Below are 15,320 nucleotides of genomic sequence, written 5' to 3' on the forward strand. Positions count from 1 at the left end.
CGGGGACGGATGCGGTTTCGGGGTTGCCGTTGGACCGTGGCTGGGATGTCGCGGGGTTGTATGACGCTGATCCTGGTGCGCAGGGGACGTCGTATACGCGTGAGGGCGGCTTCGTTTATGACGCGGCGGATTTCGATGCGGACTTCTTCGGGATTTCGCCGCGCGAGGCGCTGGCGATGGATCCGCAGCAGCGGTTGCTGTTGGAGACGTCGTGGGAGGCGTTCGAGCGGGCCGGCATAGACCCGGCTTCGTTGCAGGGCAGTCAGACGGGTGTGTTCGTCGGCACGAACGGCCAGGACTACCTGTCGGTGCTCTTGGAGGACTCCGAGGGCCTCGAAGGCCATTTGGGGACCGGCAACGCGGCCAGCGTCGTATCCGGCCGCATCTCCTACACCTTCGGTCTCGAAGGTCCGGCGGTGACGGTCGACACGGCGTGTTCGGCGTCGTTGGTGGCGTTGCACTGGGCGGTGCAGGCGCTGCGGCAGGGTGAGTGTTCGCTGGCGCTGGCTGGTGGTGTGACGGTGATGTCGACGCCGGGCACGTTTGTGGAGTTCAGCCGTCAGCGCGGCTTGGCGGAGGACGGTCGGGTCAAGGCGTTCGCGGCGGCTGCTGATGGCACGGGGTGGGGTGAGGGTGTTGGTCTGCTGCTGGTCGAGCGGCTGTCCGACGCCCGGCGCAACGGCCACCCGGTGTTGGCGTTGGTGCGGGGTTCGGCGATCAACCAGGACGGCGCGAGCAATGGTCTGACGGCGCCGAACGGCCCGTCGCAGCAGCGGGTGATTCGCCAGGCCCTCGCGAGTGCCGGCCTGTCGGCGACCGATGTGGACGCGGTCGAGGCGCACGGCACCGGCACGCGTCTGGGTGACCCGATCGAGGCCCAGGCGCTGCTGGCCACCTACGGCCAGAGCAGGCCCGAGGACCGGCCGCTGCTGCTCGGCTCGATCAAGTCGAACATCGGGCACACGCAGGCCGCGGCCGGTGTTGCGGGTGTGATGAAGATGGTGCTGGCGATGCAGCACGGAGTGCTGCCGCAGACCCTCCACGTTGACGAGCCGACCCCGCACGTGGACTGGTCGGCCGGTGACATCGCGCTGCTCACCGAGCAGCAGGCGTGGCCGGAGACAGGCCGTCCGCGTCGGGCCGGTATCTCGTCGTTCGGGTTCAGCGGCACCAACGCCCACACCGTCATCGAACAGGCACCGCTGAACGACGACGTGGAGCAGGTCGCTCCGCAGGACGAGGAGAAGCGGTACCTCCCCCTTGCGCTCTCGGCGAAGAGTGACGGTGCCCTGCGTGAGCAGGCCGGGAATCTTCGTGCGCGGTTGGTCGCGGCTCCCGAGGTGCGGCTGTCCGACGTGGGGCGGACGCTGACGACGGGCCGTTCGGCTCTCGAACGGCGTGTGGTGGTGACGGCGCAGGGCCGTGACGATGTGCTGGCCGCGCTTGAGGCGCTGGCCGAGGGAACCCCCGTGCCCGGCACCGTGACCGGATCCCCGCTCGCGGGCAAACTCGCCTTCCTGTTCACGGGCCAGGGCAGCCAGCGCCTGGAGATGGGCCGGGAGCTCTACGGCATCTACCCGGCATTCGCCGAAGCCCTGGATGCGGTCAGCGCTCACCTCGACACCCAGCTCGAACGTCCCCTGCAGACGGTTCTGTTCGGGGATGACGCGGAGGCGCTGGACCGGACGGAGTTCACCCAGCCGGCGCTGTTCGCCGTCGAGGTGGCACTGTTCCGGCTGGTCGAGTCGTGGGGCGTGAAGCCCGACTTCCTGTCCGGCCACTCCATCGGTGAGATCGCCGCTGCCCATGTGGCCGGGGTGCTGTCTCTCGAGGACGCCTGCACGCTGGTGGCGGCGCGGGGTCGGTTGATGCAGGCGCTGCCCGGCGGCGGCGTGATGATCGCGGTGCAGGCGTCGGAGGACGAGGTCCTGCCGCTGCTCACCGACCGGGTGAGCATCGCCGCCGTCAACGGTCCGCAGGCGGTGGTGATCGCGGGTGATGAAGACGCCGCCACGGCGATCGTGGAGTCCTTCGTTGACCGGAAGTCGAAGCGACTGACGGTCAGTCACGCCTTCCACTCCCCGCACATGGACGGCATGCTCGACGCCTTCCGCGAGGTGGTGTCCGGGCTGTCCTTCGAGGCGCCGCGCATCCCCGTGGTCTCCAACCTGACCGGCGCCGTCGTCACCGACGAGCTGACGTCGGCGGACTTCTGGGCGCGGCACGTCCGCGAGGCTGTCCGCTTCCTGGACGGCGTCCGGGCCCTGGAGGCCGCCGGCGTCACGACCTACCTGGAGCTCGGCCCGGACGGCGTCCTGTCCGCGATGGCGCAGGAGTGCCTGACGGGCGAGGCGGCGACCTTCGCCCCGGTGCTGCGCAAGGGCCGCCCCGAGGGGGAGACCGCTGTCACGGCGCTCGCGCAGGCGTACGTCCGAGGCGTGGAAGTGGACTGGACCGGATTCTTCACCGGGACCGGCGGACGGCTTGTCGATCTGCCGACATACGCCTTCCAGCGGAAGCGGTACTGGCCGGACGCGGCACTGACCGGCAACGTTCCCGCCGGCGGGACCGTGGACACCATCGATGCCCGGTTCTGGGACGCCGTCGAGCGCGAGGATCTGACCTCGCTGCTGGCGGAGTTGGATGTCGCCGGCGATGCCTCGCTGGTCGAGGCGCTTCCGGCGTTGTCGGCGTGGCGCCGGCAGGGCCGGGAGCGGTCGGAGGTGGACGGCTGGCGCTACCGGGTGGTGTGGAAGCCGCTGGCCGAGGCCTCTGCTGCGCGCCAGTCCGGGGCGTGGCTGGTGGTCGTGCCGACCGGGGGCGCGGACGACGAAGCGGTCGTGGGCGCGCTGGCGGGGCGTGGCGCCGAGGTTCACCGGGTCGAGGTCGAGCCGGGCACGGACCGCGGCACGCTGGCGGGTCTGGTCGCCGGTGAGTACGCCGGTGTGGTCTCGCTGCTGGGACTCGTCGACACGGTGAGCCTGATCCAGGCGCTGGGCGATGCCGGGGTGCACGCCAGGTTGTGGTGCCTGACCCGTGGAGCCGTTTCCGTCGGCCGGTCGGACAGGTTGACCTCGCCGGAGCGGGCTCAGCTGTGGGGACTGGGCCGGGTCGCCGCCCTGGAGGTACCGGAGCGCTGGGGCGGTCTGATCGACCTGCCCGAGGTACTGGACGAACGCGCGCTGTCGCGCGTGGTCGGTGTCCTGGCCGGCTCCGGCGAGGACCAGGTGGCCGTTCGCTCCTCCGGAGTGTTCGGGCGACGGCTGGTCCGCGCGGCACTGCCGGAGGGCACGGCGTCGTGGTCGCCGTCGGGCACGGTGCTGGTGACCGGTGGCACGGGGGCGCTCGGACGTCATATCGCGCGGTGGCTGGCGGGTGCGGGCGCGGAGCGGCTGGTGCTGACCAGCCGGCGCGGCATGGAGGCGCCCGGTGCCGCGGAACTCGTTGCCGAGCTGGGCGTCGACGTCTCCGTCGTCGCCTGTGACGCCTCCGACCGCGAAGCGCTGCGCGGCGTGCTCGCCGAGCACGCAGGCTCGCTGACCGCGGTCGTCCACACCGCCGGCGTCCTGGACGACGGCGTCCTCGACTCGCTCACCCCGGACCGTGTCGACACCGTCCTGCGGGCCAAGGCCACGTCGGCGCGCAACCTGCACGAGCTGACGACCGAACTCGGCATCACCCTCGACGCCTTCGTCCTCTTCTCCTCGACGAGCGGCACGATCGGTGCCGCCGGCCAGGGCAACTACGCGGCCGCGAACGCCTACCTCGACGCCCTCGCCGAGCAGCGCCGCGCCGACGGCCTGGCCGCGACATCAATCGCCTGGGGTCCCTGGGCCCAGGGCGGCATGGCCGCCGACGAGGCGATGGCCGCCCGCATGCACCGCGGCGGCATACCGCCGATGGACGCGGCGCTTGCCGTCTCGGCCCTGCGGCGCGCGCTGGAGGCGGGGGACGCCGCCGTCGCCATCGCGGACATCGACTGGGGGCGCTTCGCCCCCGGGTTCACCTCCGTCCGTGACAGCAAGCTCCTCGCCGAACTGCCCGAGGCCCAGCGGGCCCTCGCTCCGCGTGCGGGCGAGGCCGGCGACGGCCGGGGCGACGGGGACGCGGCACACGGTTCCGACTCGCTCGCGGAACGGCTCGGGAAGCTGAACGAGCCGGAGCGGGAGCGGGCGCTGCTCGACCTCGTGCGCGGGGAGGTGGCGGCGGTCCTCGGTCACGCCGGAACGGAGACCGTCGGCGCGGAGCGGGCGTTCAAGGAACTCGGCTTCGACTCGCTGACCGCCGTCCAGCTGCGCAACCACCTGGCTGCGGCGACCGGGATGCGGCTGCCGGCGACCCTGGTCTACGACTACCCGACGTCGGCGGCCCTCGCCGACTACCTGCGAGGGGAGTTGTTCGGCACGCAGCCCGCGGTGCCGGGCCCCGTCGTCGCCGCCGTACCGGTGGACGACGATCCCATCGCGATCGTCGCGATGAGCTGCCGCTTCCCGGGCGACGTACGGACCCCGGAGGACCTCTGGCACCTGCTGGCGACCGGAACGGACGCGGTCGGGGAGTTCCCGGCGGACCGCGGCTGGGACGCGGAGGCGCTGTTCGGCTCGCAGACGGCCGGCGAGGAGGTGCCGCCGTACGCCCAGGAGGGCGGATTCCTCTACGACGTGGCGGACTTCGATCCCGGCTTCTTCGGGATCTCCCCGCGCGAGGCCGTCGCCATGGACCCGCAGCAGCGGCTGCTGCTGGAGACGTCGTGGGAGGCGTTCGAGCGGGCCGGTATCGACCCGGCCTCGCTGCGCGGCAGCCAGGCGGGCGTCTTCGTCGGCACGAACGGCCAGGACTACCTCTCCCTCGTGCTCAACTCCGCCGATCGTGACGGGGGTTTCCTCGGCACCGGCAACTCCGCGAGCGTGGTGTCGGGCCGTATTTCGTACGTCTTCGGCCTGGAGGGGCCGGCCGTGACGGTCGACACGGCGTGCTCCGCGTCCCTGGTGGCGCTGCACCTCGCGGCGCAGGCGCTGCGCAACGGCGAGTGCTCGCTCGCCCTGGCCGGTGGCGTGACAGTCATGTCGACGCCCGGCGCCTTCGTGGAGTTCAGCCGCCAGCGCGGCCTGGCGGCGGACGGCCGGGTCAAGGCCTTCGCCGCTGCCGCCGACGGCACGGGCTGGGCCGAGGGCGTCGGCATGCTGCTGGTCGAGCGCCTGTCCGACGCGCGGCGGAACGGCCACCCGGTGCTCGCCCTCGTCCGGGGCTCGGCGGTCAACCAGGACGGCGCCAGCAACGGCCTGACGGCGCCGAACGGCCCGTCGCAGCAGCGCGTGATCAGGCAGGCACTGGCGAGCGCGGGTCTTGCGGCCACCGATGTGGACGTCGTCGAGGCGCACGGCACCGGCACCCGTCTGGGTGACCCGATCGAGGCCCAGGCCCTGCTGGCCACCTATGGGCAGGGCCGCTCGCCGGAGCAGCCGCTGCTGCTCGGCTCGATCAAGTCCAACATGGGCCACACGCAGGCCGCGGCCGGTGTCGCCGGTGTGATGAAGATGGTGCTGGCGATGCAGCACGGCGTGCTGCCGCAGACGCTGCACGTGGACGCGCCGACCCCGCATGTCGACTGGTCGGCCGGCGAGATCGCCCTGCTGACCGAGCAGCGGGAGTGGCCGGACACCGGTCGCCCCCGTCGCGCCGGCATCTCGTCCTTCGGGGTGAGCGGCACCAACGCGCACACCATCGTGGAACAGGCCCCGCCCGCCCCGCAGGTCGCTGACGCGGAGCCCGATCGGACGGACGTGGAGGGCGCCGCGACGCCCTCGGTGTGGGTGCTGTCCGGCAGGACCGAGGCCGCCCTGCGCGACCAGGCGGAACGCCTGCGCGACCATCTCGCCGCCCACGGGGAGCCGCGTCCGCTCGACGTCGCCTTCGCGCTGGCGACCGGGCGGGCGGCGCTGGACCACCGCGCCGCGATCGTCGCCGATCACCGCGAGGCGTTCGCCGACGGACTCGCCGCCGTGGCGGCGGGGGACTCCGCCGCACAGGTGGTCCGGGGCGTGGCGGACACGGAACAACGGGTCGCGTTCCTGTTCACGGGGCAGGGCAGCCAGCGTCTCGGGATGGGCCGCGAGCTGTACGACACGTACCCCGTGTTCGCCGAGGCACTGGACGCGGTGTGTGCGCACCTGGACCGTCATCTCGAAGTGCCGCTCAAGGACGTGCTGTTCGGGGACGACGCCGATGTCGTGAACCGCACGGAGTTCGCGCAGCCGGCGCTCTTCGCGGTAGAGGTGGCGCTGTTCCGCCTCGTCGAGTCGTGGGGTGTGCGACCGGACTACCTCTCCGGTCACTCCATCGGTGAGGTCGCTGCCGCGCATGTGGCGGGGGTGTTGTCGCTGGGCGATGCGTGCGCGCTGGTCGCGGCTCGTGGGCGGTTGATGCAGGCGCTGCCGGGCGGCGGGGTGATGATCGCGCTGGAGGCGTCGGAGGACGAGGTTCTGCCGCTGCTGGGTGAGCGGGTGAGTATCGCGGCGGTCAACGGTCCGCGGTCGGTGGTTGTCGCGGGTGACGAGGATGCCGCGGTCGGCATTGCGGCGTCGTTCGAGGGGCGGAAGTCCAAGCGGCTGACGGTCAGTCATGCCTTCCACTCGCCGCACATGGACGGGATGCTGGCGGACTTCCGGAAGGTCGCCGAGGGGCTGTCCTACGCCACGCCCCGCATCCCGTTGGTTTCGAACCTGACCGGCTCCCTGGTCACGGACGAGGTGACGTCGCCGGACTTCTGGGTGCGGCACGTGCGTGAGGCGGTTCGCTTCCTGGACGGCGTCCGCGCGCTGGAGGCCGCAGGCGTCACCACGTACGTCGAACTCGGCCCGGACGGCGTGCTCTCGGCCATGGCCCAGGACTGTGTGACCGGGGAAGGCGCCGCCTTCGTTCCCGTCCTGCGCAAGGGCCGCCCCGAGGCCGAGACGGCCGTGACCGCCCTCGCCCAGGCCCACACCCGAGGCATCGGAGTCGACTGGGCGCGGTTCTTCGCCGGGACCGGCGCCCGCCGCCACGTCGACCTGCCCACCTACGCCTTCCAGCGCGAGCGCTACTGGGCGGAGTACCTGCCCGAGTACGAGGACGTGGCGTCGGTCGGCATCGGCACCGCCGGACACCCGCTGCTCGGGGCCGCGGTCGAGCTGCCGGGCTCGGACGGCTTCGTCTTCACCGGGCGCCTGTCCACCCGGACGCACCCCTGGCTCGCCGACCACGTCGTTGCCGACACGGTCGTCCTTCCGGGCGCGGCCTTCGTCGAACTGGCCCTGCGCGCCGGTGAGGAAGCCGGGTGCGGCGGCCTGGACGAGCTGACGGTCGAAGCGCCGCTCGTGCTCCCCGAGAAGGGTGCGGTGCAACTCCGCGTCACCGTGGGCGGGCCCGACGAACAGGGGCTCCGCCCCGTGCAGGTGCACAGCAGGCCCGACGCAGTGGTGGGCCCGGACGGACTCGCGGAAGGGGAGTGGACCCGGCACGCCGACGGTCTGCTCTCCGCCGACAGCGTGGACCAGTTGGCTGCCGACGTCGCGAACGACGAGACGGCGGGGCAGTGGCCGCCCGCCGGTGCCGAGTCGGTCGCCCTGGACGCGGTCCGCGACCGGCTGGTGGCCGCCGAGCTCTACCACGGCCCCGCCTTCCGCACGCTGACCCAGGTGTGGGTGCGCGGCGAGGAGGTCTTCGCCGAGGCCGGGCTGCCGCAGGAGCAGCAGGCGGCGGCCGGGCGGTACGCGCTGCACCCGGCGCTGCTCGACGCCGCCTCGCAGGCGCTGGCCGCCGGCCCCGCCGGCACGGGCCGGACGGCCGTCGCCTGGCGCGGTCTGCGCCTGCATGCCGTGGGCGCGGCCGCCGTGCGGCTCCACGTCGCGCCGGCCGGTGAGGACACCGTCTCCGTCGTCGTGGCCGACAGCACAGGCGGGCGGATCGCCTCCGTCGAGGCGCTGGTGACCGGGCAGCCCGACACCACCCGCTTCGCACCGGCACCCGCGGGGGCCCGCGAGTCGCTGTTCCGGCTCGACTGGACCCCCGTGCGGACGGCCGGAGCCCGAGCAGCCGCTGCCGCCCCCTTCGCGGTCGTCGGGGACTCCGCAGGCGCGCTGGAGCAGGCGGGCGTCGGCAGGGAGACGTACGCCGACCTCGCGGCGCTCGACGCGGCCGTCGCGGCGGGCGGGACGATGCCGGGCACGGTGCTCGTGCCGTTGACCGGGACGCTGACCGGGACGACCGGCGCGCGGGCCGGCATCGACACGGCCGACGGAGTCGCACGCCTCGCGGGCGAGGTGCGCGACACGGCGCACCAGGCCCTGGCCCTGGTGCAGGACTGGCTGGGCAACGGCAGGTTCGCCGGGGCGCGGCTCGTCGTCGTGACCCGCGGCGCGGTGGCCGTAGGCGCCGAAGAGGCCGAGGATCTGGCACAGGCGCCGGTGTGGGGCCTGGTGCGTACGGCGCAGACGGAGAACCCGGAGCGCTTCGTGCTCGTCGACGTCGACGGGACCGACGCCTCCTGCCGTGTGCTGCCGGACGCCATCGCCTCCACGGAGCCCGAACTCGCCGTACGCGGCGGGGCGGTGTTCGCGTCCCGCCTGGTCAGGACCGAGGTGACGGAGACCGGCGCTCGCTCCTTCGACCCCGAGGGCACCGTCCTGATCACCGGCGCCGGGGGCGGCCTGGCCGGGCTCGTCGCCCGGCATGTCGTGGAGGCGCACGGGGTGCGGCGGCTGCTGCTGGTGAGCCGGCGCGGCGCCGGGGCGGAGCACGCGGCGGAACTCACCGCGCAACTGCGGGCGTCGGGTGCGGAGGTGACGTGGGCGGCGTGCGACGTGGCCGACCGTGACGCGCTCGCCACCGTGCTCGCGGGGGTTCCCGCCGAGCATCCGCTCACCGCGGTTGTGCACACCGCGGGCGTCCTGGACGACGGGATCGTGGACCTGCTCATCCCGGAGCGGATGGACCGGGTGCTGCGGCCCAAGGCCGAGGCGGCCCTCCACCTGCACGAGCTGACCCGGGACCTCGACCTGTCGGCGTTCGTCCTCTTCTCCGCCGCGGCGGGCACGCTCGGCGGCGCCGGGCAGGCCAACTACGCCGCCGCGAACGTCTTCCTCGACGCGCTCGCGCGGCGCCGCAGCCGCGACGGACTCCCCGCGCTGTCCCTGGCCTGGGGCATGTGGGCCGAGGAGCGCGGCATGGCGGGCCGGCTGACCGAGGCGGAGCGGGGCAGGGTCGCCCGCGGCGGCATCGTGCCGCTGTCGGCGGAGGAGGGCCTGGCGCTCCTCGACGCGGCACTCTCCGCAGGGGAGCCCGTGCTCGTACCGGTCGGGATCGACCTGCCGACGCTGCGGGCGAGGGCCGCGGACGGCGCGCTCCTGCCGATGTTCCGGGGCCTGGTGCGCACCACCGCGCGCAGGACGGTGCAGGGCAGCACGGGGAACGCGGCGGCCACGGCCGCGGACGGGACCGCGGACGAGCGCACGCTGACCGAGCGCCTCACCGGGCTCCCGGCGGCGGAGCGGGAGCGGACCGTCCTGGACCTGGTGCGCGGCCAGGTGGCCGCCGTACTCGGGTACCGGTCGGCCGAAGTCGTCGGCGACGGGCAGGCGTTCAAGGAGCTCGGCTTCGACTCGCTGACGGCGGTGGAGCTGCGCAACCGCCTGAGCGCCGCGAGCGGCCTGCGGCTGCCGGCCACCTTGGTCTACGACTACCCCAACCCCGCCGCACTGGCAGAGCACCTGCTGGACGAGATGGCCCCCGAGCCGGCCGAGCGCGGGCTCTCGGTCCTGGAGGAGATCGGCCGGCTGGAGAGCACCTTCTCCGCGCTGACCCCCGAGGAACTGTCCGAGGCGGCGGCGGACGACGCCGCGCACGCGCGCGTGGCGGTGCGCCTGCAAGCGCTGCTGGCGCAGTGGAACGAGGCCCGCGGGACGGCCGGCGAGTCCGGGGCCGACGAGATCGAAGAGGCCAGCGACGACGAGCTGTTCGCGCTCATCGACAAGAAGTTCGGCAAGGCCTGACCCGACACGTCGCGGACGCACCGCCGCCTCCCGGCGGTGCGTCCGCCCCGACCCCCGAACCTCCGACCCCCGAACCGAGACATCCCGAGCACGTGCGAGAAGACTCCACGGTCTCGACCACGCGAATAGGTGAAGCGCCAGTGGCGAACGAAGCGAAGCTCCGCGAGTACCTCAAGAAGGTCACGACCGATCTCGACGAGGCGTACGGACGCCTGCGGGACATCGAGAGCCAGGCTCACGAGCCCATCGCCGTCACGGCGATGAGCTGCCGCTTCCCGGGCGGCGTACGTTCCCCCGAGGACCTGTGGGACCTGCTCGCCGCCGGCGGCGACGCGCTCACCGCGTTCCCCGCGGACCGGGGCTGGGAGCTCGACGGGCTGTTCTCCGACGACCCCGACGAACCCGGCACGTCGATCACCCGCGAGGGCGGATTCCTCACCGACGCCCCGGTCTTCGACGCCGGGTTCTTCGGGATCTCGCCGCGAGAGGCGCTGGCGATGGACCCGCAGCAGCGGCTGCTGCTGGAGACGGCGTGGGAGGCGTTCGAGCGGGCGGGCATCGACCCGGGCACCCTGCGCGGCAGCCAGGCCGGCGTGTACGTCGGGGTCAACGGATCCGACTACCTGACCCCGCTGCTGGAGGCCGCCCAGGACTACGCCGGTCACCTGGGCACCGGAAACGCCGCCAGTGTGATGTCCGGCCGCATCTCGTACACCCTCGGCCTCGAAGGCCCCGCGGTGACGGTCGACACCGCGTGCTCCGCCTCGCTGGTGGCGCTGCACCTGGCGGTGCAGGCGCTGCGGGCGGGGGAGTGCTCGCTGGCGCTGGCCGGCGGCGTCCACGTGATGTCGACGCCGGGCCTGTTCATCGAGTTCTCGCGGCAGCGCGGCCTCGCTCCGGACGGACGCTGCAAGGCGTTCTCGTCCGCTGCCGACGGCTTCGGACCGGCGGAGGGCGTGGGGCTCCTCCTGCTGGAGCGGCTGTCGGACGCGCGGCGCAACGGCCGCCCGGTGCTGGCGGTGGTGCGGGGTTCGGCGATCAACCAGGACGGCGCGAGCAACGGCCTGACGGCGCCCAACGGTCCCTCGCAGCAGCGGGTGATCCGTGCCGCCCTGGCCAACGCGCGCCTTTCGGCAGGCGACGTGGACGTGGTGGAGGCGCACGGCACGGGCACGGCGCTGGGCGACCCGATCGAGGCCCAGGCGCTGCTGGCCACGTACGGCCAGGACCGGCCGGCGGAGCGGCCCTTGCTCCTGGGCTCCGTGAAGTCGAACATCGGTCACACGCAGGCCGCGGCCGGTGTGGCGGGCGTGATGAAGATGGTGTTGGCGATGCGGCATGGTGTGGTGCCGAAGTCGCTGCACGTGGATGAGCCGTCTCCGCATGTGGATTGGGCGTCGGGTGCGGTGTCGTTGGCTTCGGATGCGGTGGTGTGGCCGGAGTCGGGGCGTGCGCGGCGGGCGGGTGTGTCGTCGTTCGGTTTCAGTGGGACGAACGCCCACGTGATCGTGGAGCAGGCGCCGGAGCCCGAGGCTGAGTCTGAGGCGCCGTCGTCGGCCGTTGGTCCTGCGGTGGTGCCGTGGGTGCTGTCGGGCAAGAGTGCGGTGGCGTTGCGGGGTCAGGCGGAGCGGTTGTCGGGCTGGCTTGCGGGTGAGGCGGGTTCGGCGGCGTCGGTGGTTGAGGTGGGGTGGTCGTTGGCGTCGTCGCGGGCGGCGTTGGAGCACCGCGCGGTGGTGCTGGGCGATCACGTGACCGGGTTGTCGGCGGTGGCGCAGGGTGTGCCGGCGGCGGGTGTGGTGACCGGGCGTGTCGTCGGTGGCAAGACGGTGTTCGTCTTCCCGGGCCAGGGCTCGCAATGGGTCGGCATGGCCGAGGAACTGCTCGATTCGTCGCCGGTGTTCGCTGCCCGGATAGGGGAGTGCGCGCGAGCCCTGGAGCCGTTGACCGGCTGGTCGCTGGTCGATGTGCTGCGCGGTGTCGAGGGCGCTCCGTCGCTGGAGCGCGTGGACGTGGTCCAGCCTGCGCTGTTCGCGGTGATGGTGTCGCTGGCGGAGGTCTGGAAGGCGGCCGGGGTGCGTCCGGCGGCGGTGATCGGGCATTCGCAGGGCGAGATCGCGGCGGCCTGTGTCGCCGGGATCCTCTCGTTGGAGGACGCGGCCCGCGTCGTGGCTCTGCGCAGTCAGGCGATCGGCCGGGTGCTGGCGGGTCTGGGCGGGATGGTGTCGGTGGCACTGCCCGCCGCGCAGGTGCGGGAGCGGATCGCGGCGTGGGGCGAGGAGCGGATCTCGGTTGCTGCGGTGAACGGCCCGTCCTCCGTGGTGGTGTCCGGTGAAGTGCAGGCGCTGGAGGAGTTGCTGGCCTCGTGTGAGGCGGATGGCGTTCGGGCGCGGCGGATCGCGGTGGACTACGCGTCGCACTCCGCTCAGGTCGACCTCCTTGAAGAAGAACTCGGGAAGCTTCTTGCGCCGATCACCCCGGGTGAGGCGCAGGTGCCGTTCCTGTCGACGGTGACCGGCGAGTGGATGACCGGGCCCGAGCTGGACGGCGGTTACTGGTTCCGCAATCTGCGTCAGACCGTTGAGCTGGAGCAGGCCGTTCGGACGCTGCTGGAGCAGGGCTTCGGTGTGTTCGTGGAGTCCAGCCCGCACCCCGTTCTCACCGTCGGGTTGCAGGAGACCGTCGAGGACGCCGGTCGTGACGCCGCCGTTCTGGGTTCGCTGCGTCGCAACGAAGGCGGGCTGGAGCGGTTCTGGCTCTCCCTCGGTGAGGCTTACGTCCACGGCGCGTCCGTGGACTGGCAGGCGGTGTTCGCCGGGACCGGCACACAGCGTGTCGACCTCCCCACCTACGCCTTCCAGCCGCAGCGGTTCTGGCCCGAGATCACCGCGGGCCCCGACGCCGACATGCCGGTGGAGAACGCGATCGACGCCCGTTTCTGGGAGGCCGTCGAACGTGAGGACCTCGAAGCCCTCGCGGGCACCCTCGCTCTCGACACCCCGGAAGCGATCGGTTCGTTGGGCGATGTCCTGCCCGGTCTGTCCTCGTGGCGTCGGCAGAGCCGTGAGCAGTCCACCGTCGACGGCTGGCGCTACCGCGTCACGTGGAAGCCCCTGCCCGAGCCCGCCTCGGCCCACCTCACCGGCACCTGGCTGCTCGCCGTCCCCGACACGCTCACCGGCACGGACGAGGAGTGGGTGGCCGCCGTCGAAAGCATGCTCACCGAGCGCGGGGCGCAGGTGCGCACGGTGCGTGTCGAGCACGGCACGGCCGACCGCGAGCAGCTGACGGCGACCGTGAAGGCCGCACTCGACGGCACCGCGCCCAGTGGCGTCCTGTCCCTCCTCGCTCTCGGCGGCGAAGGCGCGTTCGCGGGTGAACTCGCGTTCGTCCAGGCGCTTGGTGACGCCGAGGTGACCGTGCCCCTGTGGTGCGTGACGCGCGGCGCCGTCGCCGCCGGCCGCGCCGAGCAGGTGACCGATCCCGCGCAGGCACTGATCTGGGGTCTCGGGCGGGTCGCCTCGATGGAGCAGGGCGGCCGCTGGGGCGGCCTTGTCGACCTGCCCGGTACGGACACCGCGGACGACCGTACGCTGACGCGCCTGGCGGCTGTCCTCGGCGGCGACGGCGCGGAGGACCAGGTCGCGCTGAGGGCTTCCGGGATCCTCGGTCGCCGTCTGGTGCGCGCGCGGCTGGCGGAGACCAGCACGGTCCGTGAGTGGCGACCGCAAGGCACGGTGCTGGTGACCGGCGGCACCGGCGCGCTCGGCGCGCATGTCGCCCGCTGGCTTGCGGCGAACGGCGCCGAGCACCTCGTGCTCACGAGCCGCCGGGGCGTCGACGCCCCCGGCGCCGCCGAGCTGCGTGACGAACTGACCGCGCTCGGCACCGAGGTGACCGTCGCCGCCTGCGACGTCGCCGACCGCGACGCCCTCGCCGCGCTCCTCGGTGCCGTCCCGGCCGACCGTCCCCTGACCGCCGTCGTCCACGCGGCCGCGGCGGTGGACGACGGCGTGATCGAGGCGCTGACCCCCGACCAGGTGGAGGCGGTGCTGCGCGTCAAGGTCGACGCGACCCTGCACCTGCACGAACTGACCCGCGACCTCGACCTGTCCGCCTTCGTGCTGTTCTCCTCCTTCGCCGCCACCTTCGGCGCACCCGGACAGGGCAACCAGGCGCCGGGCAACGCCTTCCTGGACGCGTTCGCCGAGCACCGCCGGGCGGCCGGCCTGCCGGCCACGTCCGTGGCGTGGGGCCCCTGGGGCAGCGGCGAGGGCGACGGCAGCGCGGTGGGCGACCGCATGCGCCGGCACGGCATCCTGACGATGGCGCCGGAGCGCACGCTGTCCGCCCTCCAGCACGCGCTGGACCGGGACGAGACGACGCTGACCGTCGCCGACATGGACTGGAAGCGCTTCACCCTCGCCTTCACCGCGGACCGCGACCGGCAGCTGCTCGGGGAACTCCCCGAGGCCCGGCGGGTGATCGAGTCCGCCGAGCGCGAGTCCGCCGACGACCTGGCCGGGGGCGTGCCGCTGACCCGGCAGCTCGCCGGTCTCCCGGAGGCCGAGCAGGAGCGCCTGCTGCTCGACCTCGTCCGGACCGCCGTGGCCGCCGTTCTCGGGCACGCGGACCTGTCGGCCGTGGAGGCGAACCGGGCGTTCAAGGAGCTCGGCTTCGACTCGCTCACCTCGGTCGAACTCCGCAACCGCCTCGGGGCCGTGAGCGGGCTCAAGCTGCCCGCCAGCCTGGTCTTCGACCACCCCACCCCGGCCGCCGTCGCCGGTTTCCTGCGCGCCGGGATCGTCCCCGACGCCGCGGCGGGCGGCGCTCCGCTGCTGGAGGAACTGGACAAGCTGGAGGCCGTGCTGCAGCGGGGGACCGGCGACAACGTCGTCCGGGCCCGGGTGACGATGCGGCTCCAGTCGCTGCTGGCCAAGTGGAACGAGAGCGACGAGCCCGAGCCGGCCGCCGCGGCGTTGCCCGCGGGCACGGAGGGCGGCGGCGCGGACCCGGCCGGCACCGCGCTGGACGACGTGGCGCAGCTCCAGGACGCCAGCGACGAGGAGCTGTTCGCGTTCATCAACAAGGGCCTCGGCCGGGCCTGAACCGCGGACCGGGTATTCGGCCGCCGCCCGGCGGCCGAATACCCGAATCCCGGACCGCCGGTCCCGCCCGGTCCCGCGAATTACCGAACAGATCGCGGGGCATTATTGACGGGGAAGTCTTCGCCGGTCACCATGGTCGACACCCCTTGAATTGCGGCACCGCAGCCATGTCCCGTGCAACCTGCGA

At 73.2% G+C, this 15,320-nt stretch carries 2 protein-coding genes; both read left to right on the forward strand.

All coding sequences use genetic code 11. From position 1 onward, the window contains the following. On the forward strand, window positions 1-10,028 hold a 10,028-nt coding region (locus tag ACIP9H_RS32390; RefSeq protein WP_401962378.1), incomplete at its 5' end, for a type I polyketide synthase. Window positions 10,029-10,120: 92 nt separating this feature from the next. Next, complete coding sequence (locus ACIP9H_RS32395) at window positions 10,121-15,133, forward strand: type I polyketide synthase (protein WP_401962380.1); 5,013 nt, start codon at window positions 10,121-10,123, stop codon at window positions 15,131-15,133. Window positions 15,134-15,320: the final 187 nt, after the last annotated feature.

The sequence above is a fragment of the Streptomyces sp. NPDC088732 genome, assembly GCF_044751205.1.
GTDB lineage: Bacteria > Actinomycetota > Actinomycetes > Streptomycetales > Streptomycetaceae > Actinacidiphila.